At 74.9% G+C, this 24,964-nt stretch carries 17 protein-coding genes and 1 riboswitch; of the genes, 4 read left to right on the top strand and 13 right to left on the bottom strand.

Features of this window, described 5'->3' with window-relative positions:
• Nucleotides 1–23: 23 nt before the first annotated feature.
• On the bottom strand, nucleotides 24–1,352 hold the full coding sequence (locus G446_RS0100090) for an alkaline phosphatase family protein (protein WP_051285495.1): 1,329 nt from the start codon (nucleotides 1,350–1,352) through the stop codon (nucleotides 24–26).
• Nucleotides 1,349–1,981 carry a DUF5998 family protein gene (locus G446_RS0100085; protein WP_245574503.1) on the bottom strand — a complete coding sequence of 211 codons (633 nt, stop codon included), beginning with the start codon at nucleotides 1,979–1,981 and terminating at the stop codon, nucleotides 1,349–1,351. The genes G446_RS0100090 and G446_RS0100085 overlap by 4 nt, the downstream gene beginning before the upstream one ends.
• 85 nt (nucleotides 1,982–2,066) lie before the next feature.
• Between G446_RS0100085 and G446_RS0100075 the strand changes: the two genes are divergently transcribed.
• Entirely contained in the window at nucleotides 2,067–4,610 is a 2,544-nt protein-coding gene (locus G446_RS0100075; protein WP_026408580.1) for a DNA gyrase/topoisomerase IV subunit A, read from the top strand.
• A gap of 64 nt (nucleotides 4,611–4,674) precedes the next feature.
• On the opposite strand, the gene G446_RS0100070 is transcribed toward G446_RS0100075, so the two are convergent.
• Nucleotides 4,675–5,733, bottom strand: a complete 1,059-nt coding sequence (locus G446_RS0100070) for a GNAT family N-acetyltransferase (protein ID WP_026408579.1) — start codon at nucleotides 5,731–5,733, stop codon at nucleotides 4,675–4,677.
• Between the two features lie 112 nt (nucleotides 5,734–5,845).
• Nucleotides 5,846–7,990: a DNA gyrase/topoisomerase IV subunit B gene (locus G446_RS0100065; RefSeq protein ID WP_026408578.1), complete on the bottom strand. Its 2,145-nt coding sequence runs from the start codon at nucleotides 7,988–7,990 to the stop codon at nucleotides 5,846–5,848.
• Between the two features lie 194 nt (nucleotides 7,991–8,184).
• Here G446_RS0100065 and G446_RS0100060 point away from each other — a divergent pair, with 194 nt between their 5' ends.
• Nucleotides 8,185–8,451 carry a DUF7455 domain-containing protein gene (locus G446_RS0100060; RefSeq protein WP_026408577.1) on the top strand — a complete coding sequence of 89 codons (267 nt, stop codon included), beginning with the start codon at nucleotides 8,185–8,187 and terminating at the stop codon, nucleotides 8,449–8,451.
• Nucleotides 8,452–8,606: 155 nt separating this feature from the next.
• Here the strand turns inward: G446_RS0100060 and G446_RS0100055 are convergent, their stop codons facing one another.
• From G446_RS0100055 to G446_RS0100035, 5 genes are all read right to left on the bottom strand, one after another.
• Nucleotides 8,607–9,320 carry a TenA family protein gene (locus tag G446_RS0100055; RefSeq protein WP_084778766.1) on the bottom strand — a complete coding sequence of 238 codons (714 nt, stop codon included), beginning with the start codon at nucleotides 9,318–9,320 and terminating at the stop codon, nucleotides 8,607–8,609.
• Between the two features lie 2 nt (nucleotides 9,321–9,322).
• Nucleotides 9,323–10,156 (bottom strand): bifunctional hydroxymethylpyrimidine kinase/phosphomethylpyrimidine kinase, encoded by an 834-nt coding sequence (thiD, locus tag G446_RS0100050; RefSeq protein ID WP_026408575.1) that lies wholly within the window; start codon nucleotides 10,154–10,156, stop codon nucleotides 9,323–9,325.
• Complete coding sequence (gene thiE, locus G446_RS0100045) at nucleotides 10,153–10,815, bottom strand: thiamine phosphate synthase (protein WP_026408574.1); 663 nt, start codon at nucleotides 10,813–10,815, stop codon at nucleotides 10,153–10,155. Before thiE ends, thiD begins: the two co-directional genes overlap by 4 nt.
• The gene (thiM, locus tag G446_RS0100040; RefSeq protein ID WP_026408573.1) at nucleotides 10,812–11,672 is read right to left on the bottom strand and encodes a hydroxyethylthiazole kinase; all 861 of its coding nucleotides are present in this window, start codon (nucleotides 11,670–11,672) and stop codon (nucleotides 10,812–10,814) included. Before thiM ends, thiE begins: the two co-directional genes overlap by 4 nt.
• A riboswitch (TPP riboswitch) is annotated at nucleotides 11,662–11,750 on the bottom strand. It overlaps the preceding gene by 11 nt.
• A 130-nt stretch (nucleotides 11,751–11,880) precedes the next feature.
• Entirely contained in the window at nucleotides 11,881–13,578 is a 1,698-nt protein-coding gene (locus tag G446_RS0100035) for an RNA polymerase sigma factor (protein WP_026408572.1), read from the bottom strand.
• Nucleotides 13,579–13,734: 156 nt separating this feature from the next.
• On the opposite strand from G446_RS0100035, the gene G446_RS0100030 reads away from it, so the two are divergent.
• Together G446_RS0100030 and G446_RS0100025 are read left to right on the top strand one after the other, a co-directional pair.
• Nucleotides 13,735–14,907 (top strand): polyprenyl synthetase family protein, encoded by a 1,173-nt coding sequence (locus G446_RS0100030; RefSeq protein ID WP_026408571.1) that lies wholly within the window; start codon nucleotides 13,735–13,737, stop codon nucleotides 14,905–14,907.
• A 213-nt stretch (nucleotides 14,908–15,120) separates the two neighbouring features.
• A complete protein-coding gene (locus tag G446_RS0100025; protein ID WP_026408570.1) occupies nucleotides 15,121–17,127 on the top strand; it encodes a Stk1 family PASTA domain-containing Ser/Thr kinase in 2,007 nt (668 codons plus the stop codon).
• Between the two features lie 758 nt (nucleotides 17,128–17,885).
• Here the strand turns inward: G446_RS0100025 and G446_RS0100020 are convergent.
• The 4 genes from G446_RS0100020 to G446_RS20495 all read right to left on the bottom strand — a co-directional run.
• Nucleotides 17,886–21,224 carry a hypothetical protein gene (locus G446_RS0100020; protein ID WP_026408569.1) on the bottom strand — a complete coding sequence of 1,113 codons (3,339 nt, stop codon included), beginning with the start codon at nucleotides 21,222–21,224 and terminating at the stop codon, nucleotides 17,886–17,888.
• Nucleotides 21,225–21,296: 72 nt separating this feature from the next.
• On the bottom strand, nucleotides 21,297–22,637 hold the full coding sequence (locus tag G446_RS0100015; protein ID WP_026408568.1) for a class II 3-deoxy-7-phosphoheptulonate synthase: 1,341 nt from the start codon (nucleotides 22,635–22,637) through the stop codon (nucleotides 21,297–21,299).
• Nucleotides 22,638–22,820: 183 nt separating this feature from the next.
• Nucleotides 22,821–24,050 (bottom strand): pyrophosphate--fructose-6-phosphate 1-phosphotransferase, encoded by a 1,230-nt coding sequence (locus tag G446_RS0100010; RefSeq protein ID WP_026408567.1) that lies wholly within the window; start codon nucleotides 24,048–24,050, stop codon nucleotides 22,821–22,823.
• Between the two features lie 40 nt (nucleotides 24,051–24,090).
• Nucleotides 24,091–24,964 (bottom strand): hypothetical protein (locus G446_RS20495; RefSeq protein ID WP_211228207.1); only part of this gene is annotated, 874 nt, incomplete at its 5' end.

The following is a 24,964-nucleotide window of genomic DNA, read 5'->3' as shown; positions in this document are numbered from 1 at the left end:
GAACCGGGTGCGGCCAGCCGGCCTCAGGCCAGGGCCAGGAGCAGGGGCACGTCCCTCTCCGCCGTCGTGACCGAGCCGTGGACGCCGGGCATGGCGATCGCCGAGGGGCTGTGGACCCGCGGGTCCACCACGACCCAGTTCCCGTCCATCGCGACCAGGACGTCCCCCAGGACGCCGCGCGCCCGCGGCCCCAGCGGCCCCAGGCCGGCGGGGGCCTCGTCGCGGGTGCCCACCCACGCGGCCCGCTCCCCCAGCAGGTCGCGCCACCGCCCGGCCACCCGCGCGGCGATCTCCGGGTCGGAGCCGGGCACGTAGAGCTGGGTGAAGCGGGGCTCGCCCGCCACGGCGACGACGTCGCGGGCCAGGTCGGGGTGGGCGGTGACGTCCACGCGCCGGTCCGCGTCGGTGTCGACCATGCCGTGGTCCGCCGTCAGGACGATCCGGGTCCCGGCGGGGACCCGGCGGGCCAGGTCCGCCGCGACCGCGTCCAGCCGCTCCAGCTGGTCCAGCCACTGCGCCGAGCGCCAGCCGTGGAGGTGCCCGGCGCGGTCGAGCTCGCCGACGTAGAGGTAGACCAGGGGGGTGCCGCGGCGCAGGGCCCCCGCCGCCAGGGCGGGGCGGGCCTCCATGCGGTCGGCGCCCAGGTGGGGGCAGCCGCGCAGGGCGGCGCGGGTCAGGCCCGAGCCGGCGAAGCGGGCCGGTCCGATCGTCACCGCCGGCGGCGCGGGAGCCCCCGCCGAATCGACGGGCCCGGCGCCGGGCCCGTCGGGCCGCCGCAGGCGCTCGAAGATCGTGGGCACGTCCTGCCAGACGGCCGGGTCGGGGGCGTCGCCGCCCTCCCAGGTGATCAGGCACAGGACGCGGGAGGGGCCGGGCGGGCCGGACACGAGCCGGGCGCGGTCGATCCGGGGCGTCAGGACGCTGTAGCCGACGACGCCCGTCACGCCCGGGACGGCGCCGGTGCCCAGCGTCGTCAGGGCCGAGGCCGTCGTCGTGGGCAGGCAGGTGAGAGCCCGCGGGCCCGGCCCGGACCCGCCATCCGCCTCCGCCAGCCAGGAGCGCAGCGTGGGCGCGTGGCCCCGCCGCTCGCGCAGCAGCTCCAGGCCCAGGCCGTCGACGAGGACGACGACGACCCCGCCCCCGCGCCGCGGATCCCGGCCGGATCCCTCCAGCAGCCCCCAGGCGGCGGCCGTCTGACGCGCACCGGCGTCGTCGAGCACGTCCGGGTCCCCCGCCGGCGCCAGGGCCAGGCCCGCCCCCGCGGCGGCGGCGCCCAGGACCAGCCTCAGCTCGGGAGGGGCGGCCGGGTCCGGCCGCGGCGGCGCGGGCTCGGGCGGGCCGGCCGGGCTCACGCGTCCACCGCCGAGCGGGCCGTGGCCCGCGACAGGGCCCGGGCGAAGGCCTCGGCCCGCCCCAGGGCCTCATCGCCCTCGACCCCCGCGGCCACGCGCACCACGATGTCGTCGGGCACCGAGGTTCCCGTCAGGCCGTGATCCGCCTGGCAGGCGGGGTCGGGGCAGGAGGCGGGCTCCAGGTCCAGGCGGCGCACCGCCCCCCAGGAGATGGCGATGGTCATCTCCACCAGGCGCCCCCCGCCCGCGGCGGGCCGGGCCACCCCCCGGCTCAGCGCGAGGGAGGAGATGCGCCGCACCGGCACGGCCTCGCTCGTGGCCACCGCCCCGGGCACCCCGTCCTCCAGGGCGGCGTCGTCGACGTGGACGATGATGAGGCGGCCGGGGGTCAGGGCCAGGACGGTCAGGTGCCGGTGGACGGCGTCGGCGAAGCTCGTTTCCGCCTGGACCAGGTGCGCCACCGGCTCCTCGCCCGCCAGGGCCACCTCCAGGCAGCCCGCGACGAGCTCGGGGTAGTAGCCGGCGCGGGCCACGTCCTCGCCCAGGGCCGCCGCGACGGACCCGGCGGCGGGCTCATCGGCGGACCCGGCCGGAACCGGGCGGGGCGGGGGCGGCGTCCGACTGCTCATGGGCCGATCATGCCACCCGCCGTCGTCCCGCTCACCCCCGGGTGTCGACTCGCGCCCCGGCGCCGCCAACCGCGACAATGCCCGCATGCCCAAGTCCTCCACGCAGACGCCTCCGCCCTCCGACGGCCTCATCGTCGAGCAGGACCTCCCCACGGAGATGCGCACCTCCTTCCTGGAGTACGCCTACTCGGTCATCTACGCCCGGGCGCTGCCCGACGCCCGCGACGGCCTCAAACCCGTCCAGCGCCGCATCCTGTTCCAGATGGACCGCATGGGGCTGCGCCCCGACCGCCCCCACGTGAAGTCCTCGCGCGTCGTCGGCGACGTCATGGGGCGCCTGCACCCGCACGGCGACGTCGCCATCTACGAGGCGCTCGTGCGCCTGGCCCAGCCCTTCACCATGCGCCTGCCGCTCATCGACGGCCACGGCAACTTCGGCTCCCTCGACGACGGGCCGGCCGCGCCCCGCTACACCGAGGCGCGCCTGGCGACCCCGGCGCTGTCCCTGACGGCCGACATCGACGAGGACACCGTCGACTTCTCCCCCAACTACGACTACACCCTCACCGAGCCCGACGTCCTGCCCGCCGCCTTCCCCAACCTGCTGGTCAACGGCGCCTCGGGCATCGCGGTGGGCATGGCCACGAACATGCCGCCGCACAACCTCCGCGAGGTCGTCGCCGCCGCCCGCCACCTCATCGCCCACCCCGAGGCGAGCCTGGAGGACCTCATGGCCATCGTGCCCGGGCCGGACCTGCCCGCCGGCGGCATGATCGTGGGCCTGGACGGGATCCGGGAGGCCTACCGCACGGGCCGGGGCAAATTCCTCACCCGCGCCACCGCCCGCATCGAGAACATCACCCCCCGCAAGAAGGGCATCGTCGTCACCGAGCTGCCCCACCTGGTGGGCCCGGAGAAGGTCATCGCCCGCATCAAGGAGACCGTCGCCTCCAAGAAGCTCCAGGGCATCACCGACGTCGCCGACCTCACCGACCGCAAGCACGGCACCCGCCTGGTCATCGGGGTCAAGAACGGCTACAACCCCGAGGCGGTCCTGGCCCAGCTCTACAGGCACACGCCCCTGGAGGACTCCTTCGGCATCAACAACGTGTGCCTGGTCGACGGCCGGCCGCGCACCCTGGGGCTGCGCGAGCTGCTGGAGGTCTTCGTGCGCCACCGCCTGACGGTGGTCACCCGGCGCACCCGCTTCCGCCTGGGCAAGCGCCGCGAGCGCGCCCACCTGGTCGAGGGGCTGCTCACCGCCATCGTCGACATCGACGGGGTCATCGCCGTCATCCGCTCCAGCCAGGACGCGGCCGCCGCGCGCGAGCGCCTCATGCGGACCTTCGACCTGACCGAGCCCCAGGCCGGCTACATCCTCGAGCTCCAGCTGCGGCGCCTGACCAGGTTCTCCGTCATCGAGCTGGAGAAGGAGCGCGAGGACCTGGCGCGCGAGATCGCCGAGCTCGAGGCGGTCCTGGCCGATGAGGACCGGCTGCGCGCGGTGGTCTCGCGCGAGCTGGCGGCGGTGGCCGAGGAGCACGGCACGCCCCGGCGCACCGTGCTCCTGCCGGCCCCGGGGGCGGGGGCCGACGCGCTCGCGCACGGGGTCGGGGCCCCCGGAGGCGCGGGGGCGGGCGGCGCGGGCGACGCGCAGGCGGTGAGGGCGGCGATGAGCCTCATGGCCGGGGCCGCCGACGTGCCCCTGACGGTGCCCGACGACCCCTGCCGGGTGCTGCTGTCCGCGACGGGGCTGGTGGCGCGCCTGGCCGGCGCCGAGGCGGTCCCCCGCTCCGGGGCGCGCCGGCCCCATGACGCCCTGACCAGTCAGGTCGCCACCACCGCCCGCTCCCGGGTGGGCGTCGTCACCGACGCCGGCCGCCTCGTGCGCCTCGACGTGCTCGCCACCCCCGAGGTGGCGCGCGCGGACGGGGCGCCCGCCCTGGCCGGCGGCCAGCCGGCGCGGCTCCTGGTCGACGTGGCCGCCGATGAGACCGTCGTCGGGCTCGTGCCCATCGGCGCGGGGGCGGAGGCGGGGGCGCCCGTGGTGCTGGCCACCGCGCGGGGCGTGGTCAAACGGGTCAGGCCCGGTGATGAGCCGGGGCGCGGCGACTCCTGGGAGGTCATCTCCCTGGCGGAGGGCGATCGGGTCGTCTTCGCGGGGACGGCGGCGGACTCCGACGTGCTCGTCCTGGTGACCAGTGACGCCCGGCTGCTGCGCTTCGAGGCGGGCAGGGTCCGCCCGCAGGGCCGGGCCGCGGGCGGCATGGCGGGCATCTCCCTGCACGAGGCGGCCCGCGTCATCGCCGCCGCCTCGGTGCCCGCCGACCTGCTGGCCGAGGCGGTGGTGGTCACCGTCGCCGGCGGCGGGGACGCCCTGCCGGGCATGGGCACGGGCAGCGTCAAGGTCACCCCCCTGGACCGCTACCCCGCCAAGGGCCGGGCGACCGGCGGGGTGCGCGCCCACCGCTTCCTGCGCGGGGAGGACCGGCTGGTGCTGGCCTGGGCGGGGGTCGGACCGGCCCGCGCCGTCGGGTCGGAGGGGCGGGCCGTGCCCCTGCCCGAGCCCGATGAGCGCCGCGACGCCTCCGGCTCGCCGCTGGCCGCCCCCATCGCCGGCATCGGCTGAGGCGTCGTCCCCCGGCGGCGGGGGCGGACGGGGCGCGGGGTGGTGGTGAGGGCCGGCGGCGCCCTCACACGTCCAGGGCGTAGAGGATGGAGCCCTGGGTGGGGGCGTAGCCGAGCTCGCGGTAGAGGTCGACGGCGCCCGTCGGGCTGTCGGAGTCGACGCCGGCCGCCGCGAACTCCATGCCGTCGCGCTGGTAGGCGCGCATGGCGGCGGTCAGCAGGGCCGGGGCGACGCCGCGCCCGCCGTAGTCGGCGAGCACCCCCAGCATGTCCGTGTACCCCTCGCGCCAGCCCAGCGCCTCCCAGTCCTGCTCGTAGCGGGCCGAGCGCAGGTACCCGGCCACGCGCGCCCGGTCGCCGGAGCGGTCGACGGCGATGAAGCTCCACTGGGGCACGAAGTAGGTGCGCCCGGCGTTCCAGTCCTCCCGGCTCATGGTGAAGGAGCCGAAGCCGCCCGCCAGGCTCTGGTTGTGGACCCGCCGGGCGGCGTCGTCGTAGTCCTCGCTCCAGGGCTCGATCGTCAGGAAGCCGTCGATGTCGACCTCGGGGACGGCGTCGGCCAGGCTGCGGCGCACCTCCCGGTACCACCGGCGCGCGGAGAAGCCCAGGTCGCGCATGTGCTCCTGCATGCGCTCGTCCTCCTCCAGGACGGTGGTCACCACGTGGGCGGGGGCCGTGGCGGCGACGGAGCCGGGCGCCGCCCCGGCCCGCTCCGCCCCGATGAGGTGGCGGGCGCGCTCGGTCTGCCAGTGCAGCAGGGCCCCCCCGATGCCCCGGTGGCGCCACTGGGGGTCCACGACCCCGCTCATCGAGGCGTAGACCTCGCCGGCGGGGCGGATGCGCACCAGGCCGAAGGCGCGCATGACCCCCTCGCCGTCGCGCCCGGCGACCCCCGAGTAGGTGGGGTCGACGAAGTACTCGGCCGTCTCCTGCTCGGTGGTGCGGTAGGGCGGGTCGTCGACCGCCTCGGCGCGGGCGATGAGCGCGGCGAGCTCGGTGTTGTCCAACGGGCTCAGCGGCGCCCAGAGCAGCTCGGGGGACAGGGCCGAGCGGGGGCCGGGGCGCAGTATCGACCAGGGCCCGGACGGACCGGGGCGACGCGAGGATCCGTAGACGGGGGCCATGGGCGCCTCCTTGCGCGGGGACCAGGACTGGCCCGGTGAGGACGGGTGATGACGATCGAGCACTGGGCACCTTACCCGATGCGGGTCGCGCCCGCGCCCGGGCCCCGCGCCCTCAGGCGTCGATGCGCTCGCGGTCCACGTCGGCGGCGCCGGCGATGATGAAGTCGCGGCGCGGCTCGACGGCCGAGCCCATGAGCAGCTCGAAGACGTTCTCGGCCTCCGTCAACTCGGCCTCGTCGCCCAGGGTGATGCGCCGCAGGGTGCGGTGCTCGGGCTCCATGGTGGTCTCGGCCAGCTGATGGGCGTCCATCTCCCCCAGGCCCTTGTAGCGCTGGGGCTCCTTGAAGCCGCGCCCCTGCTTCTCCAGGCGGCGCAGGGTGCGCACCAGCTCGTCGTCGGAGTAGGTGTAGATGACCTCCTTCTTGCGCCGGCCCGAGCCGGACACCTCGATGCGGTGCAGCGGGGGGACGGCGGCGAAGACGCGCCCGGCCTCGATCATGGGCCGCATGTAGCGGAAGAAGAGGGTCAGCAGGAGGGTGCGGATGTGGGCGCCGTCGACGTCGGCGTCGGTCATGAGGATGACCTTGCCGTAGCGGGCCGACTCTATGTCGAAGGTGCGCCCGGACCCGGCCCCGACCACCTGGATGATGGCCGAGCACTCGGCGTTGCGCAGCATGTCCGCCTGGGAGGCCTTCTGGACGTTGAGGATCTTGCCGCGGATGGGCAGCAGCGCCTGGAACTCGGAGTTGCGGGCGTTCTTGGCGGTGCCCAGCGCCGAGTCGCCCTCGACGATGAACAGCTCGGAGGCGGCCACGTCGTCGGAGCGGCAGTCGGCGAGCTTGGCGGGCAGGGTGGAGGTCTCCAGGGCCGTCTTGCGCCGCGTGATCTCCTTGTGCACGCGGGCGCTCACCCGCGCGCGCATCTCCCCCACGATCTTCTCCTGCAGGGCCCGGGACTGGGCCTTGAGGTCGCGCTTGGTCGAGGTCAGCAGCGCCGTGAGCTCGGTCTCGACGACCTTCGCGACGATCTGGCGCACCGGGGCGGTGCCCAGCACCTCCTTGGTCTGCCCCTCGAACTGGGGCTCGGGCACCCGCACGGCCACCACCGCGGTCATCCCCGCCAGGATGTCGTCCTTCTCGATGCGCCCGTCGCGGCTGGTGACCTTCAGGGCGCGGGCGTTGGACTCGATCTGCCTGCGCAGCACCCTGGTGACGGCCTGCTCGAAGCCGGTCAGGTGCGTGCCGCCCATGGGGGTGGCGATGATGTTGACGAAGGACCGCTCGGTGGTGTCGTAGCCGATGCCCCAGCGCAGGGCCACGTCGACGGCGCAGGTGCGCTCCACCTCCACGGGGCGCAGGTGCCCGCTGGCCCGGTCGAACTGCTGGACGGTCTCGGTGTAGGCGCCCCGGCCGGTCAGGCGGAAGGTGTCGGTCACCGAGCCGTCGGAGGCCAGGAAGTCGACGAAGTCGCGGGTGCCGCCCTTGGCCAGGAAGGTCTCGGCGCCGCCGGCCGCGTCACCAGAGGCCCCCCCGGCGCCGGCCCCCGGCTCCGCCGCCCGCTCGTCCGCCAGGGTCAGGGTCAGGCCCGGCACGAGGAAGCTGGTCTGGCGCAGGCGGGACCGCAGGGCGGCGGCGTCGTACTCGTCGGGGCGCGGGAAGATCTGCGGGTCGGCCCAGTAGCGCACCCGGGTGCCGGTCACGCCGCGGCGCACCCTGCCGATGACGCGCAGCTCGGAGGCCTCGGTGTACTCGGTGAAGGGCGATCCCGGGCTCGGGCCGCCGGGCGGGTCGGCGAAGACCCCGGGCACCCCCCGCCTGAAGCTCATGGCGTGGGTCCGCCCGCCCCGGTCGACCTCGACGTCCATGCGGGCGCTGAGCGCATTGACCACGCTCGCGCCCACGCCGTGCAGGCCCCCGGCGGCCCCGTAGGAGCCGCCCCCGAACTTGCCCCCGGCGTGGAGCTTGGTGTAGACCAGCTCGACGCCGGTCAGGCCCGAGGCGGGCTCGACGTCGACGGGCACCCCGCGGCCGGTGTCGCGCACCTCGATGGAGCCGTCGTCGTGGACGACGACGTTGATGCGGTCCCCGTAGCCCTCCAGGGCCTCGTCGACGCCGTTGTCGATGATCTCCCACACGCAGTGCATGAGGCCCCGCTGGTCGGTGGAGCCGATGTACATGCCGGGCCGTTTGCGCACGGCCTCGAGCCCCTCCAGGACGGAGAGGTGTCGGGCGGAGTAGGAGGTGGAGCTGTCGGGCACGCCGAAAATCTAGCCGATCCGGCGGGCCGCGGCCGCCTTTCGCGCCGCCGCCGGGATGTGGCCTTGGCCCGACGGCGCGCCGGGGGCGCCGCGAGCGCATCCCCGGCGTTCGCCGTCGGCTCAGTGGCTGCGCCGGGGGCGGAAACGGGCCCCCGCGGCACGCGGGCGTCATCGGGGCGTGATGAAGTACAGCCATGAGTTACACGTCCACCCCCGCTGTCGCCGAGCCGATCGCCGACGCGGCCGAGCAGGCCGCCGCCCAGTCGCGCCCGAGCGCGCAACGCCCGCTCACCACGGCGGACCGCTGCGACGTCTGCGGCGCGCAGGCCTTCATCCGCGTCGTCCTGTCCGCGGGCGAGCTGCTCTTCTGCGCTCACCACGGGCGCGCCCACCGGGCCGCCCTGGACAGGCAGGCGCTGTTCGTCCAGGACGAGACCGACCGCCTGGCCCCCGGGGCCTGATCCGCCGGCCCCGCAGTCCCCGCCCGTCCGCTCCCCGGGCCTCGCCCCGCGAGCCGACCATCCCGCCCGATCCGTCCCGATTCCCGCATGATGCCGCGCCGCCGGGCCCCGCGACCGTCAGGGCCGCGGGGCCCGGTGGCGTGCGGGCGCGGTTCCTAAACGGGCCAGTCCTCCATGCGCCAGGCGGCGTCCCAGAACATCCACTCGTACCTGCAGGCCGTGGCGAAGGCCTCGTGCATGCGCCCGCGCTCGTCATCGCCGGCGGCCGCCGCCAGCCGGTCGGCGACGCCCCTGGCCCGCGCCGTCGACTGCTCGAAGGCGGGGTCCGCGTAGGTGGAGATCCAGTCGCCGTAGGGGTGCCCGCTCAGATCGCCCGCCCGGGCGAGCAGTCCGGCGCCGACGTCCTGGTAGATCCAGAAGCAGGGGAGCACGGCGGCGACCGCCACGCCGTAAGAGCCCAGGGCGACGCCGGTGTGCAGGAAGTCGGTGTAGGCGCGGCACGTCGGCGACGCCGTCGCCCCGCTCATGAGGTCCACGTGCGCGGCGTGCAGTTCGCGCTCGGCCACCAGGGCCTGCTTGGCGCAGTCGCACCAGAACGCGAACTCGTCCGGCTCCCCGCTCAGCGACGCGACACCGGCCAGCACCCGGCCGTACTCGACGAGGTACAGCGCGTCCTGGGTCATGTAGTAGTTGAAGCGGTCCTCGCTCAGGGTTCCGTCCCCCAGGCCCCGGACCAGCGGCTGCTCGTCGATCGCGGCGCGGATCGGGGCGGCGCGCCTCCACGCCCGAGTCGTGAACGCGCCCGCCGCGCCGGCGGCGCCGGCCCCGTCGTCCCCCGCGGCGGCGCCCGCCGCCCGGCTGTCAGTCATGATCATTCCCCTTCGGAGGTCCAGATTCGGTAGAAGTGGTGGACGGGCCCGTGCCCGTGCCCGACGCCCAGGGCGTCGGCGTGCCCGATGGCGCCGGTGAGGTAGTCCTTGGCGTCGCGCACCGCCTCCAGCCAGGTCGCCCGGCGCGGGCGCAGCGAGGCGATCGCCGAGGACAGCGTGCAGCCCGTGCCGTGGGTGTTGCCCGTGGCGACCCTGCGGGCGCGCAGGATCTCGACGCCGTCGGCATCGGCGTAGACGTCGACGGCGTCGCCCGCGTCGCCGATCAGGTGCCCGCCCTTGACCAGCACCCTGCGCGCGCCCAGATCCCTCAGGCGCTGCGCCTGGGTGCGCAGCCCGTCGAGGCTCGCCGCGGGCTGCTCGTCCAGCAGGACGGCCGCCTCGTGGAGGTTGGGGGTGATGAGGTCGGCCCCGGTGCACAGGCGGCGCACGGCGCCGACCGCCTCCTCGTCCAGGAGGCGGTCCCCGGAGGTGGCCACCATGACCGGGTCGAGCACCGTGCGGGCGAGCCCGGGCAGGTACTCCCCCACGGCGTCGGCCAGCTCGGCGGTGGCGAGCATGCCGATCTTGGTGGCATCAGGGACGATGTCCTCCAGCAGCGTGTCCAGCTGGAGGCGCACGAAGTCGACGGGCACGGCGTGCACGCCCGTCACGCCGCGCGTCGACTGCGCGGTCAGGGCCGTGATGACGCTCATGGCGTACGCGCCGAGCGCGCTCATGGCCTTCATGTCGGCCTGGATGCCGGCGCCCCCGCTGGGGTCGGAGCCGGCGATGGTCAGGGCGGTCACGGTCGCCGAATGGTCCGGTGAGGGGCTCATCGCCGGCCCCCCTCGTCCCAGGCGCGGCGCAGGGCGGCGGCGGCGCGCCCGGGATCCTCGGCCAGGCAGATGGCCGAGACGACGGCGGCGCCGGCCAGGCCGCCCGCCCGCAGGGCCGGCAGGTCGCCGGCCGTGACGCCGCCGATGGCCACCGCCGGCAGATCGGTCAGGGCGGCCATGCGCGCCACGCCGTCCACGCCCAGGCTCTGCGGGGCGTCGGTCTTGGTGGCGGTGGCGCGCACGACGCCGATGCCGACGTGGTCGCAGGCGCCCTGCTCCCGGGCGGCGCGCAGCTCGTCGGGGGTCGCGGCCGACAGCCCGAGGTAGGCGTCGTCGCCGATGAGGCGGCGGGCGACGTCGGCGGGCAGGTCGGACTGGCCCAGGTGGACCCCCGCCACCGGCGCGCCCAGGTCGCGCGCCGCCAGGAAGACGTCGACGCGGTCGTTGACGATGACGGGGACCCGGTCGCCCACCGCCTCGGCCACGTCCAGCACCCGGGTCAGGAAGGGGCCGCCGTCGGCGTCCTTGGCGCGCAGCTGGACGCAGGTGACCCCGCCGTCGACGGCGGCCGCAACGGTGGCCAGGACGTCGCGTCCGCGCGAGCGGCACTGGTCCTCGTCGGTGACGAGGTAGACCGACAGGTCCGGCGCGGCCCTCATGCCGGTTCCCCCTCCGCGGTGCGGGCGGCCTCCGCGGCGCCGCCAGCGGCGCTGACAGTGACGGTGACGGCCCGCAGGTCGCCCGCCTCCAGGGCGTACAGGGCGTCGAGGAAGGCGGGCTGGAAGGAGCCGGGACCGGCCGACCGGGCCTGTGCGCGCTTCGCGGCGGCGCTGTAGACGGCGTGCGCGGCCACGACGGCGGTCAGGTCGTCCAGCCCCTCCTCCCGGCCCGCCCCGAGGAAGGCCGCCACCACCGCGCCCAGGGCGCAGCCCCCGCCGGTCACCCGGGTCAGCAGCGCGGAGCCGCCCCGCACTCGGACGACGCTCTCGCCGTCGGTGACCAGGTCGACGGGGCCGGAGACGGCGACGACGCAGCCGTGGCGGCGGGCCAGGTCGCGGGCCGGGGCGAACGCCGCGGCGACGTCGTCGGCGGTCTCCACGCCCCGCCCGCCGCTGCTGACCCCGGCCAGGGCCAGGATCTCCGAGGCGTTGCCCCGCACGGCGCCGGGCCCCCGGCCGAGGAGCTCGTGGGCCAGGGCGGTGCGGTGCGCCAGCACGCCGATGGCCACCGGGTCCAGGACCCACGGCGTGCCCGCGTCGTGCGCCGCGGCAGCGGCCTCGCGGGCGGCGGCCCGCTGCTCGGACTGGGGCGTGCCGAGGTTGATGAGCAGCGCGGAGGCGACCCGGGCGAAGGGGCCCGCCTCCCCCGTGATGTCCACCATGGCGGGCGCCGCGCCCAGGGCCAGGAGGACGTTGGCGGTGACATTGGCGGCCACCGAGTTGGTGATGCAGGACACCAGCAGGGCGCGGCGCCGCACCGCCTCGAGCGCCGCCGGGATAGACGCCTCCCAGTGCATGTGACATCCCTTCGTCAGTACTAGCTGGACAGGTTCGACGGGTGTGTTCTCAGCCATGCGGCACCCCGTGTCACAATCGCGACGGTAGCAGCGACGGCGTCGGCCCCGCAACCCCTCCGGTTGCGGGGCCAACGCCGTCGAGGCGCGCGGGCCGGCGGCGGCCCCCCGCCCGCCCGGCGAGTCCGGTCAGTCCGGCGAGTCCGGTCGGTCAGTCCAGGTAGTCGCGCAGGACCTGGCTGCGCGAGGGGTGGCGCAGCTTGGACATGGTCTTGGACTCTATCTGCCGGATGCGCTCGCGAGTGACGCCGTAGACCTTGCCGATCTCGTCCAGCGTCTTGGGCTGGCCGTCGGTCAGGCCGAAGCGCATGGAGACCACGCCCGCCTCCCGCTCCGAGAGGGTGTCCAGGACGGCGTGCAGCTGCTCCTGCAGGAGCGTGAAGCTCACGGCGTCGGCTGGCACGACCGCCTCGGAGTCCTCGATGAGGTCGCCGAACTCGCTGTCCCCGTCCTCGCCCAGCGGCGTGTGCAGGGAGATCGGCTCGCGGCCGTACTTCTGGACCTCGACGACCTTCTCGGGGGTCATGTCCAGCTCGACGGCCAGCTCCTCGGGGGTGGGCTCGCGCCCCAGGTCCTGAAGCATCTGGCGCTGGACCCGGGCGAGCTTGTTGATGACCTCGACCATGTGCACCGGGATGCGGATGGTGCGGGCCTGGTCGGCCATGGCGCGGGTGATGGCCTGGCGGATCCACCAGGTGGCGTAGGTGGAGAACTTGAAGCCCTTGGTGTAGTCGAATTTCTCCACCGCGCGGATCAGGCCCAGGTTGCCCTCCTGGATGAGGTCGAGGAAGAGCATGCCCCGGCCGGTGTAGCGCTTGGCCAGCGACACCACCAGGCGCAGGTTGGCCTCCAGCAGGTGGTTCTTGGCCCGCTGCCCGTCCTGGGCGATCCAGTGCAGCTCGCGCCGGTACTTCGCGTTGAGGTCGTTGCCCTGGGTGGCGAGCAGGTGCTCGGCGTACATGCCCGCCTCGATGCGCTTGGCGAGCTCGACCTCCTCGGCGGCGTTGAGCAGGGCCACCTTGCCGATCTGCTTGAGGTAGTCCTTGACCGGGTCGGCGGTCGCGCCCGCGGTGACGACCTTCTGCGCGGGTTCGTCGCCCTCGTCGGAGTCCGAGACGGTGAAGGAACCGTCCTTGGAGGCGGCCCGGGAGCGCTTGCCGGCCTTCTTGGCGGCGGCCCGCTCCGCCTCCTCGCGGCGCATGCGCTCCAACTCGCCGGTCAGCGCCGCGATCGAGGGCTCCATCTTGATGCCCTTGATGACCCAGCCGCGGAAGATGAAGCCGTTGTGGGTCAGGAACTCGCGGGCGACGACGGGCTGCTCCTCATCGGGGATGACGAAGCGCGGCACGGGGCCGTGCCCGTAGGGGGCCAGGGTGATCGGGGCCTCCAGGGTGCCGTTGCCGGCGAGCTGGAGCCCCTCGACGACGGTGCGCGAGCGGATGAAGAGGGTGGCCCCGGGCGCCAGGCGGATCCCCTTGAGGGAGGCGGGGCTGTTGAAGGGGTGGCGCTTGGTGCCGTCGCCGTCCTCCTCCAGGTTCACGTCGAGGTAGTAGTCGCGCAGCTCGGGCGCGGGGCCCTCGTCGTCATCGGGGTCCTCCCCGGCGTCGTCCTCCTCGTCCTCATCGTCGTCGGAGTCGGGGTCCTCCTCGTCATCGTCCTCCTCGTCGGGGTCGTCCTCGTCGTCGTCCTCATCCTCGTCGTCGTCGAAGAAGTCCTCGGCGTCGTTGTCCGAGTCGGGGTCGTCCTCGTCGTCGAGATCGTCGAGATCGATGTCCTCGACCTCCTCGGTGGTCTCGTCGAGGTCCTCGGCACGCTGGGCGCGCTTCCGCGTAGCTGTGGAAGTAGCCACGGATTTCCTTTCACGGGGCGGGCGTATCGGGTGGGGCGCGCGCGGGGAGCGCATCACCACCGACGCAGCGGACAACCGTGGGATTATAGCCCTTATTCCCGTCCCGCCGTCCCACGGGCCGCACCGCGGGGGTCGGGGCGCCGGTACCCTGCCCCCATGTCCTCGCTCAGCGCCGCCTCCGCACTGGTCAAGGCGGGCGTCAACGCCCGCCTGAGCCGCATCCTCACGACCGGGCGCGAGCGCGCCGCCGACCTGGGCGACGCCGGGGACGAGCTCTTCGACGCGGCCGCCGCCCTCCTGGCCGGGGGCAAGCGCACGCGGGCGCTCCTGGCGGGCCTGGGCGCCGCCCTCGCCCTGGAGGGCCCCGAGCGCGACGCGATGCTGGACTCCGCGCTGGTCGCGGGCACCGGCGCCGCCCTGGAGCTCTACCAGGCCAGCGCCCTCATGCACGACGACATCATCGACGACGCCTCGCTGCGGCGCGGGCAGCCGGCCGCGCACCGCCGCCTCCAGGCCCTCCACCGCGACCGCGCCTGGCTGGGCGACGCCCGCGCCTTCGGCGCGTCGGCGGCCATCCTGCTGGGGGACCTCCTGCTGTCCACGGCCGGGGAGGAGCTGGCCGCGGCCCAGGCGCGGGCCGCCCTGAGCCCCGATCGCGCGGCCGCCGGGCGGGCGGCCTTCGACGCCATGACCGCGGAGGTCGCCGTCGGCCAGTACCTCGATGTGCGCTGCCAGCAGCTGCCCCCGCCCTCCCCCGATGAGGACCCCCGCGAGGCCGGCCGCCGCATGCACCGGACCGCCCTGGAGGTCGTGCGCCGCAAGTCCGCCCGCTACTCCGTCATGCACCCCCTGCTCATCGGGGCCCTGCAGGCCGGGGCGGCCCCCGGCGACCCGCTCCACGAGCGCCTGTCCGTCTTCGGGGAGGAGCTGGGCATCGCCTTCCAGCTGCGCGACGACGAGCTCGGCGTCTTCGGCGACCCGGCGCTGACCGGCAAGCCCGTCGGGGACGACCTGCGCGAGGGCAAGCGCACCGTCCTGGTGGCCCTGGCCTGGCGGCGCGCTGACGGGGAGGGCCGGGCCCTGCTGCGCTCCGTGCTCGCCCGCCCGCGCGCCGGCGAGGCGGACATCGCCCGGGCCGAGGCGGACATCGCCCGGGCCGCCGGGCTCATCGAGGCCTGCGGGGCGCGCGCCGAGCACGAGGAGCAGATCGCCGGGCACCTGCGGGCCGCCGTCGCCACCCTCGACCCCATCGGCCCGGCGGAGATCTCCGACGAGTCCCGCTCCGACCTGCTCGAGCTCGCCCGGCTCCTGTGCGAGCGCCGCGCCTGAGCGCGCCGCGACCCGGTCGGGCGGAGTCGCAGCCGGCCGGAGGCTGCGGCCGGCCACCCGGGCTGCGGCCGCCCGCCCAGGGGCTGCGGCCACGACCCGCCCGTCCGGGCCGCGGCCGCCCGGGACGGCCTGCCGGACTGCGGGCGCCGCGCCCGGGCGGGTAGCCGTCCCCGGGTGATCGCGGCGGGCCCCCGCACCCCTTAGACTCGCCCCGTGGTCACGGATCCCCTCCTCGGTCGGCTGGTCGACTCTCGCTACGAGATCGTCGACCGGGTTGCTCGCGGCGGCATGGCCACGGTGTACGTCGCCCAGGACCGGCGCCTGGACCGGCGCGTGGCCCTGAAGGTGATGCACCCGCACCTGGCGGACTCCCCCGACTTCGTCGCCCGCTTCCGGCGCGAGGCCCGCGCCGCGGCGCGCCTGTCCAACCCCGGCGTCGTCGCCGTCTACGACCAGGGCAGCATCGACGGCGTCGCCTACCTCGTCATGGAGCTCGTCGAGGGCCCCAACCTGCGCGACCTCATCGCCGCGGGGCCGCTGAGCGTCAAGGAGGCCCTGGGGCTGACCGCGCAGGTGCTGCGCCCCCTGGGGGCCGCGCACCGGGCGGGCCTGGTCCACCGGGACATCAAGCCCGAGAACGTGCTGCTCCCGGACGACGGCTCGGTGGCCAAGGTCGCCGACTTCGGGCTCGCCCGGGCCGTGACGGAGGTGGCCCAGACGACGACGGGCAATGTGATGGGCACGGCCGCCTATCTCGCCCCCGAGCTCATCACCTCGGGCGACTCCGCGCCGCGGGCCGACGTCTTCTCCGTGGGCGTCATCCTCTACGAGCTCCTCACCGGGGAGCAGCCCTTCAGCGCCGACTCCCCCGTCCAGATCGCCTTCCGCAACGTCCACGAGGACGTCCCCGCCCCCTCGTCCCTCGTCCCGAGCCTGCCCGCCAGGGTCGACGAGCTCGTGGCCGAGATGACCCGGCGCGAGGCGGACGAGCGCCTGGAGGACGCCGACGCGGCCCTCGCCCGCCTGCGGGAGGTCGTCGCCGAGCTCACCCCCTCCGAGCTGAGCGCCAAGCGCGGCGGCGCCACCGAGTCCGTGCGCACCCTGGAGGTGCTCGCCGCCAATGCGGAGGCCGCCCGCCAGGCGGTGCGCTCCGACGCCCCCGGGGACGGCGAGGAGGCGAACCAGGGCCAGGCCAGCCCGGGCGTGCGCACCGTCTCCCTGCCCATCGGCTCGATCGGCCCGGACACCAGGACGCGGGCGATGGATCGTCAGGCCACGGGCGACGACCAGAAGACCACGGTCATCCAGTCGGCCCGCACCGTTCTGGCCCGCAGGCGCACCCTGATCGGCGCCGGGGTGCTCGTGGCGCTGGGCGCGGTCGCGGCCGGCGTGTGGTACCGCACGGGCGGCCCCGGACGCCGGGTGGCGGTGCCGGAGATCGTCGGCCGGACCCAGGAGGAGGCGCAGTCCGCCATTACGCAGGCGGGCCTGGTGTGGGGCACGCCGACCCGCGCCTACTCCGACACCGTGGTCTCGGGCTCGGTCATCTCCTGCAAGCCCCCGACCGGCACGGCCATACCGGTCGGGCAGGCCGTCACCGCCGTCATCTCCCGGGGCGTGGAGCAGAAGACGGTGCCCGACGTCGTGGGCCGCACCGAGCAGGAGGCGCGCACCGCCATCACCGGCGCCGGCCTGACCGTGGGGGCCGTGACGAACGACTACTCCCCCACCGTCGAGAGCGGCAAGGTCATCTCCTCCGACCCGGCGGCCGGGAAGAGCGTCAACCACTCCTCCGCCGTCGCCCTGGTCGTCTCCAAGGGGCGCCGCCCCGCCACGGTGCCCGACGTCAAGGGCATGACCGTGGCGGACGCGACCACCGCGCTGCAGAAGGCCGGCCTGGTCCTGGGCACCACCACGGAGGCCTACTCCGACAGCGTCGAGAGCGGCAAGGTCATCTCCTCCGACCCGGCGGCCGGGGCCTCCGGGCACTTCTACGGCGACTCCGTCAGCATCGTCGTCTCCAAGGGCTCGGAGATGGTCACGGTGCCGGACGTGAGCTCCATGAAGCAGGACGAGGCCGTCGCCGCGCTGAAGGCCGCGGGCCTGGTGGTCAAGATCGAGCGCGTCTTCGGCATCCCCTTCATCTCGTCGCTGTCCACCAACCCGGCGGCGGGCACCAGCGTGCGCAGGGGCTCGACGGTCACCCTGTACGTCGTGTGAGCGCCGCCGGGCGCGGGGCGGGGCGGGGGCTCGCGCCTTCGACCCCGCGGCCCGATCCCCCGCATTCCTCCGCCCGGATCGCGAACCCGGGCCGCGAACGCGCAGGTTTCCAGTCGAACGCGCATCTCCCGGCCGCGCGTTCGACTGGAAACCTGCGCGTTCGCCACGGTGGCGGGGGCCCGAGGCGAACCCGTCCCGGACGACTTACTCCACCCGAACCCCGGTTCCAGCGCGTCCCGGGACGAGCCCCGCGTGGGCGCGGGCGACGCGCCGGCGGACGGCCGGTTCCGGTGAGTCACGGGGCGAACCCCTTGGCATAGTGGTGCGGGTGGGGCTCCCGGGACGCGCTGGGGCGGGGACATGTCCGAATCTGTTGCAAAGGCGCCCCGCGACGGGATCGGCCGTGGATGAAAGCGCGGAATATCAACGATTCTCCTGCGGCGCTCCGGCGCGATCGGGGCCTTTGCAACAGATTCGGACAACCTGCCGCCGCGGCCGCCCTCCGGGGAGGGCGGCCGCGGGTCCGATGGCGACCATGACGGGCGCCCCGACGACCGGACGAGGCCCGCGGGGAGGCCGCCCGGCCCGCGAGATCGTCACTTGACCCGCGAGCACGTACCTCTAGCAGACGTGCTCGCGGGTTACCCGGCGATCTCGCGGGTCAAGTGACGTGCTCGACGGTTACCCGGCGATCTCGCGGACTGCGGCGCCGGCCCGCCCGGCCACTTTGGACACCCCCCGGCGCCGGCTCGCCCGCCTCAGCCCTCGACCGTGCTGACCCGCCTGGCGCGCTCGGCGACGAGCGGGACCGGGCTGCGCCTGAGGGCGCGCAGGCGATCGCACCAGGCCCGCGGCCAGCCCGCGGCCTCTCCCCCGTCCCGCGTCAGGGCCAGGGCCAGGACGCCGGCGGCCGGACGGGGGTTCGACAGGAGGGCGTCGACCGCTCCGGGGTCCGGACCGTCGTCGGGCAGCAGGCGCTCGCTGCGGGCCAGGGCCAGGGCGGCGCCGGCGTCGTCGAGCAGATCCGCCAGGAGGCCGTCATCCGCCGCCCCGTCAGCCAGGGCCGCCAGGCCGTCGGCGGCATCGGCCCAGTCCAGGGCCGCCAGGCGCGCCCGCCGGGCGAGCCCGAAGGTCCACGGGGAATCGGACAGGGTCTCGGCGAGGCTCCCCAGGTGCTCGCGGTGCCAGGTCAGCGCCGCCGCCCGGCCGGGGATGAGCCCCGCGACCAGCTCCTCCAGGCGGCGCAGGTGCGGCAGGTCCTCCTTGGCCCCGGCGTCGGGCTCGTCCGGCGAGGTCGCGCGCTCCTTCAGGCTGCGCACGAGCGCGAGGTGGGGCCCCCAGTCGGCGGCCCGTTCGGCGTGGGCGATGACGGCCGCGACGGCGACCTGCGCCGGCACCCTCTGGCCGTCCAGGATCGTGGGGGCCAGTCGCCGGGTCAGGTCGGGGATCTCCTGGCACCACTGGCCCAGGGCCGCGAGGGTCTCGGGTTCGCGCGGCGCGGTCAGGAGGACCTCGGCGTAGGCGGCGCGGTGGCGCACGGCCATCTGCCGCGGGCTCGTCGCCGCCAGGGACAGGGCCGCATCGCGCCCTCCCCCGCTCGCCAGGGCGCGCAGGACCTCCCAGGCCTCGGGCTCGTCGAGGTGGGCGAGCAGGGCGCGGCCCACCGCCGTGCGAACGTCGGAGTGGGTGGTGGGGTCCAGGCCCAGGCGCACGAGCAGCGCCAGGCTCTGCGGCGTGCGCATCCGCCCGAGGATGCGCACGGCCTCCTTGCGGGAGGTCACCTTGGCGGGCGGGGCCGTGACGGGCGCGAGGAGCTCGACGGCGCGCCCGGGCCGCACGCGGTCGGCGCAGCGCGAGGCCGCGAACATGGCGACCCTGGCGCGGTCCGTCCCGGCGTGGTCGAGCAGCGGGCCCATCGCCGCCTCGGCGTCGTCCAGGGCCGGTAGGGCCGCCAGGACGCCCTCGACGACCTGGACGGAGTCGGAGCGCAGGAGGGGGCCGAGGTCCTCCGGGCGGGTGGTGGGCAGTGCGGCGAGGGCGCCCGCGATGCGCCGCCGATCCCAGTCGGTGGTGACGGCGTCGTCCAGGGCCCGGCTCAGGGCGTCGGCGTAGGCGCGCAGGTGCTCGGGCGCCCACAGGCTGAAGGGCCCGGGCAGGTCGACGGGCACGAACGCCCGCCGTCCCGTCCAGAAGCGGCCCTTGAGGGCCTTGCGGCGGGAGAAGACCCCCACCAGGTCCTGGCGGCTGCGGCACACAGCCCACTGGACCGACCCGTCGATGGCGAAGGTCTCGTCGCGCGCGAGGAGCTCGCCGACCCGCCGGGCGCGGGTGGAGGGGTCCGCGACGAGCGCCGCGGCGGCGCGCCGGCGGGCGTGGTCGTCGGGGGCGTCGAGGGCCTGGCGGACGAGGGACAGCAGCGTCTCGTCGCGCCAGGCCCTGCGGCCCAGCGCGTCCCACAGCCCGAAGGCCAGGGCGAAGCGGTGGCGGCGGGCCGCCCGCCGCATGACCGGCTCCAGGGCGGTGACGAGCTCAGCGGCGGCGTCGGGGGGCAGGCTCAGCCGGAAGGGGACGCGGATGACATTGTCCTGGTCGGTGATCAGCTCCAGCAGGGCGCAGGCGCCCCGCGTGGGCAGGCCGGTGGCGGCGGCGTGGACGAGCAGGCGCCAGGCGGTCGAGTGGAGCGGGACGAGCGTGCTCACGGAGGTGTCCCGGGCCTCCATGGCGGCCCGGGCGAAGCCCTCCAGCTCATCCGTCCCGGCCCGCGCCAGCAGTGGGACGGGGACAGCGGACAGCGCCTCGGCCGCGGCGGCGCGCACCGGGTCCTGCTCATTGCCCAGCTCCGCCAGCCGCTCCAGCACCGAGCGCAGCCGCGCGGCGTCCCGGGCCCGGGCGGCCGAGCCGATGAGGGCCCTCCAGGCCGCGCCGCGCTCCTCGGCGTCCAGGGCGTGCAGGCGGGGCTCGGCCACCTCGCGGGCGCGCTCCGGGGCCATGAAGGCGGCCAGTTCGAGCCGGCGCAGCGGCGCCTCGGCGCCGGGCAGGGCGGCCATGCGCTCGGCCTCGGCCTGGCGCATCGGCGTGGGCATGACCTCCAGGGCCGGCGCGGACCACACGCGCGTGCGGGTGCGCACGCCCGTGAGCGCGGCGGCCAGGGCCCCGGCGCGCCGGGCGGGCGGCAGGGCGTCCAGCAGCGCGATCAGGAGGCGCTCGTTCTTGGCGGCGCTCCAGCTGCGGGCCAGGGCCCCGATCTGCTCGTCCGCCAGTGCGGCGATCCGACGGCGCAGGCCGCGGATGAAGCGGGGCGGGGCGCCCCACCCGGGGCGCAGGCCCGCGGGCCACGGGCAGGTGCGCAGCAGGTCGGTCACGGCGCGCGGGTCGCGGCCCATGAGCAGACCCAGGCGCGGCTCCAGGGCGCGCGGGATGACCGTGGTGGGACCGGCTTCCGCCAGTAAGGCGAGGAGCCGCTCGGAGCGGTTCTCCGCCAGGGAGGGCAGGCCCGGCGCCACCCAGGCCCAGGCCTCGTCCCTGGCGGCCGGGGCGCGCCCGGCCAGGCGCGACTGAAGCGCGTCCAGGAGTGCGTCGGGGCGGCGGTGGGCCAGGGCCGCCACCGAGGGCAACAGGTCGGCCAGGTCCGGCAGGAGGGCCTCGATCCGCTCCCGGCCCGCCCGCGGCAGGAGCCGGGCCCGGTCGACGTCGGACAGGGGCAGGTCCAGGAGCGCGTCGATGAGGTCGGTGCGGTGGGCGCGGCCGAGCCTGGCCTCCAGGCGGCGCCGCTCCTGAAGCGGCATGGCCAGGTAGGCGGCGGCCAGCTCGTCGGGGCTCTGGGCGTCCAGGGGCAGCGCGCCGAGGGCGCGGATGCGCACGACGGCGCCGGGGTGGCGGGTCAGGGCCTTGAGGCGGGCGGTGTCCCCGATGGCGCGGGCGGCGTCGACGACGAGCCCGGCGTGGTAGGCGGAGGCGGCGGTCAGCTCGTCGAGCAGGGGCGCCAGGCCCGCCTCGCCGTCGTGCTCGCGGGCGGTGCGCACGAGGAGGCGGACGCGCTCGGCGTGCGGCAGGCCGGGCAGCTCCTCGACCAGGGCGGAGCAGGAGGGCAGACTCATGCGCTCATGCTATCGGGGCCCGCGGCGGGCGAGTCGGGCCCGCGCTGCGCCGTCGGACGCCCGCGGGCGGGCTCAGACCTTGAGCATCTCGGCCAGCTCGAAGGCCATCTCCAGGGACTGCTGGTGGTTCAGGCGCGGATCCACCAGCGTCTCGTAGCGCTCGGCCAGGCCCGCCTCGTCGATGTGCTCGCCGCCGCCCAGGACCTCGGTGACGTCGTCGCCCGTCAGCTCGACGTGGATGCCGCCGGGCACCGTGCCCAGCGCGCGGTGGACCTCGAAGAAGGCCCGGACCTCCTCCATGATCGCCTCGAAGCGGCGGGTCTTGTAGCCGTTATCGGCGGTGATGGTGTTGCCGTGCATGGGGTCGGTGATCCAGGTGACGGGGCGGCCGTCGGCGCGCACCGCCTCCACCAGCGGCGGCAGGGCCTCGCGCAGGCGGTCGGCGCCCATGCGGGTGATGAGGCTGAGCCGGCCCGCCTCGCCGGTCGGGTTGAGCCGGTCGATGAGGGCGACGACGTCGTCCGGGGCCGTGTCCGGGCCGATCTTGACGCCCACCGGGTTGTGCACGCCGGTCAGGAGGGTCACGTGCGCGTCCTGCGGGCCGCGGGTGCGCTCGCCCACCCACAGCAGGTGGGCGGAGGTGTCGTACAGGCGCCCGGAGCGGGAGTCCACCCGGATCATGGCGTCCTCGTACTCCAGGAGCAGGGCCTCGTGGGCGGAGTAGAAGTCGACCTGGCGCAGGGCGTCGAAGTCGACGCCGGCGGCCTCCATGAAGCGCATGGCCCGGTCGATCTCCTCGGCGAAGGCCTCGAAGCGCTTGTAGGCCGGGTTCGCGGTGAAGCCGCGGTTCCAGGAGTGGACCTCGCGCAGGTCGGCGTAACCGCCCATGGTGAAGGAGCGGATGAGGTTGAGGGTGGTGCCGGCGCGCAGGTAGGCGTCGAGCATGCGCCGGGGGTCGGGGGTGCGGGCCCGGGGCGTGAAGGCGTGGTCGTTGACGGAGTCGCCGCGGTAGGAGGGCAGGGTCACCCCGTCGCGGGTCTCGTCGGCGCGGCTGCGCGGCTTGGCGTACTGGCCGGCCATGCGGCCGATCTTGACCACGGGCGTGGAGGCGCCGTAGGTCAGGACCGCGGCCATCTGCAGAATCGTCTGGAGCTTGAGGCGGATGTGGTTGGCCGTGTTCTCGCGGAAGGTCTCCGCGCAGTCCCCGCCCATGAGGACGAAGGCCCGCCCCCGGCTGGCGGCGGCCATCTGGGCGCGCAGGGAGTCGACCTCGCCGGCGAAGACGAGCGGGGGCCGGCCGCGCAAGTCCGCGGTCACGGCGGCCAGCTCGGCCGCGTCCGGGTAGACGGGCTGCTGGGAGGCCGGGCGCGCGCGCCAGCCGGCGGGGATCCTGGGCGGGTCGAGCTCGTTCATCACGCTGGCATCATACGGTCGCCCGCGCCCCGGCCCCGCACCCCGCCAATAGGCGGAACGCGGGGGCCGGGGCGCGGCGGGAGCGGCTGGCCCGGGAAGGGGGCCGGGGCTGCGGCCGGTCCGGGCAGGCGGGTCGCGCGGCCCGGCGGAGGGCCCGGCCGACTCAGCCGGTCGCGGCCGGGCTCAGTGCTCGGGCGCGGCCTCGGCGGGCTCGACGGCCTGGCCGAGCTCGTCCATGAGGGCGGTGAACCAGGGCCGGGTGATGTCGAAGGGCTTGCCGCCGGCGATCCGCGGGAAGGCGATGGCGCACAGCTCGTCGTCGTTCTCCTCGTCGTTGCCGATGACCCCGGACTCGCCGCGCAGGGCGCACTCGACGGCCAGGTCGCACATCTTCTTGATGAGGGCCAGGTCCTCGGCGTTGGCGCGGGAGGCGCGCGAGTAGTAGCCCGACTTCTGGACCATGACCTTCTCGGCGCCGATGAGCTCGGCGAACTGCTTGGCGAACCACTGGCCGGGGTTGATGGTGTCGAGCTTGACGTGGCCGAAGGGGTCGCGCTGGACCTCCTGGCCGGCCGCCTCCAGCTCGGCGATGATCTCGGGGACGCCGGCGCCCTCGGACAGGAAGATGTTGACGTTGCCCTGCTCGTCCATGATGGCCTTGAGGCGCTCGGCCTCGGCCGCCAGGTCCAGCTTCATCTCGGGCAGGAAGACGGCGTGGACGTCCCAGCGCTCGCGGGTGAGCCCCAGCGAGGGCGCCCACTGCTTGGCCTGGAGCAGCTCGTGGTAGCGGCGGGCGGTCTCGGCGGTGAGGTAGCCGCAGTTGCGGCCCATGCACTCGTGGACGATGAGCATGCGCGGGTTGGAGCGGTGCTCGCCGATGACGTTGAAGGCGAAGCCGGCGCCCTGCTCGGCGGCGGTCCAGGCGCCCAGGGACTGGCGGATCGGGATGATGTCGTTGTCGATGGTCTTGGGCAGGCCGACGACGGTGAGCTCGTAGTCGTGCTCGTGGAGGTAGGCGGCCAGGTCCGCGGCGGTGGTGTTGGTGTCGTCGCCGCCGATGGTGTGCAGGACGTCGACGCCGTCCTTGCGCAGCTGCTCGGCGGCGAACTCCAGGGGGTTGACGCCCTCGGCGACCAGGCCGCGCTCGACGAGGTTCTTGGCGTTGGTGAGCTTGACGCGGGAGTTGCCGATCGGGGAGCCGCCGAAGTCGCGCAGGATGCCCGCGTTCTTGCGGCCCTCCTCGTCGACGACGACGTAGTTGCCGGTGAGCAGGCCGTGGTAGCCGTACTGGTAGGTGATGATCTCGACGTCGGGGGCGACCTCGGTGTAGCGCTCGATGAGGTCGCCGACGGCGGCGGACAGGCAGGGGGCGAAGCCGCCCGCGGTGAGCAGGGCGACGCGACGAATTGACATCGTTGGCCTTTCGGTGGCTGCGAGGAGTGACGGGGCCATCCTAACGGGACGACGGCGCCCCGCCGCCAGGACCCTCGGGCCCCTCGAGCTCCTCGGGGCTGGCAGGTTCGACGGAACTGGCGGGGCTGGCGGACTCGGGCTCGGGGTCGGCGAGCAGGCGCTCCTCGACGAGTCGCGTGGCCAGGTCCGGCGCCACGCGCAGCAGGACGTCGAAGCGATCCCAGACGGAGGCGCCGTAGAGCCAGGAGCGGGCGAGCGCGGAGCGGGCCAGGCCGAGCCACTGCTCGTGCGTCGTGGTTCCTGCGTCCACGAGATCGGCGGCATCGAGGCACGTCGCTGCGAGAACAGCACAGTAGTCGGCGGCGTCCTGTCTGCGCACGAATCCTTCGACCTCGGCGAGCGCGGCGCGCAGCATATCGACGGCCTCATCGGAGGAACCCTTGCCAACGAGCGCTTTAATGACCGCGGATTGGACTTGACCCTGAAGTTCCGGATAATCGACAATTTTAGTGACTCTCAGGAGTTCATCGATGGTTTTCGTCTCTGCTAGCGCATCCGCAACATCAACCAGGGCTTTCGCGCGCTCCCAGCGATACTCGATCCGCTTAATCACATCAAGTGCTCTATCAATTTGACCTACTCCGACCAGCGTACCTATAACATCGGACAGAGTCTTCGCGCGTGTCCAACGATATTCAATATCTCCGTCTCTGCGCAGCACACTCTCAGCAACCCATTGTTCATCATTAATTTTGTCCGATCCGGCCATCACATCATCAGCTTCACCCGATCCAGTTAGTACATCTGCGATACCCGTCAAGGCCCCACCACGCACTCGGGGATTCTCAATGCGTTTGATCACAGCAAGAGCCCTATCGATTTCACCCGCCCTGGCCAGTACATCCGCGACACCC

Source organism: Actinomyces dentalis DSM 19115 (genome assembly GCF_000429225.1).
In the GTDB taxonomy this organism is placed as follows: domain Bacteria; phylum Actinomycetota; class Actinomycetes; order Actinomycetales; family Actinomycetaceae; genus Actinomyces; species Actinomyces dentalis.
The sequence above is the reverse complement of the archived record's forward strand: the minus strand, read 5'-3'. Positions and strand labels throughout refer to the sequence as shown.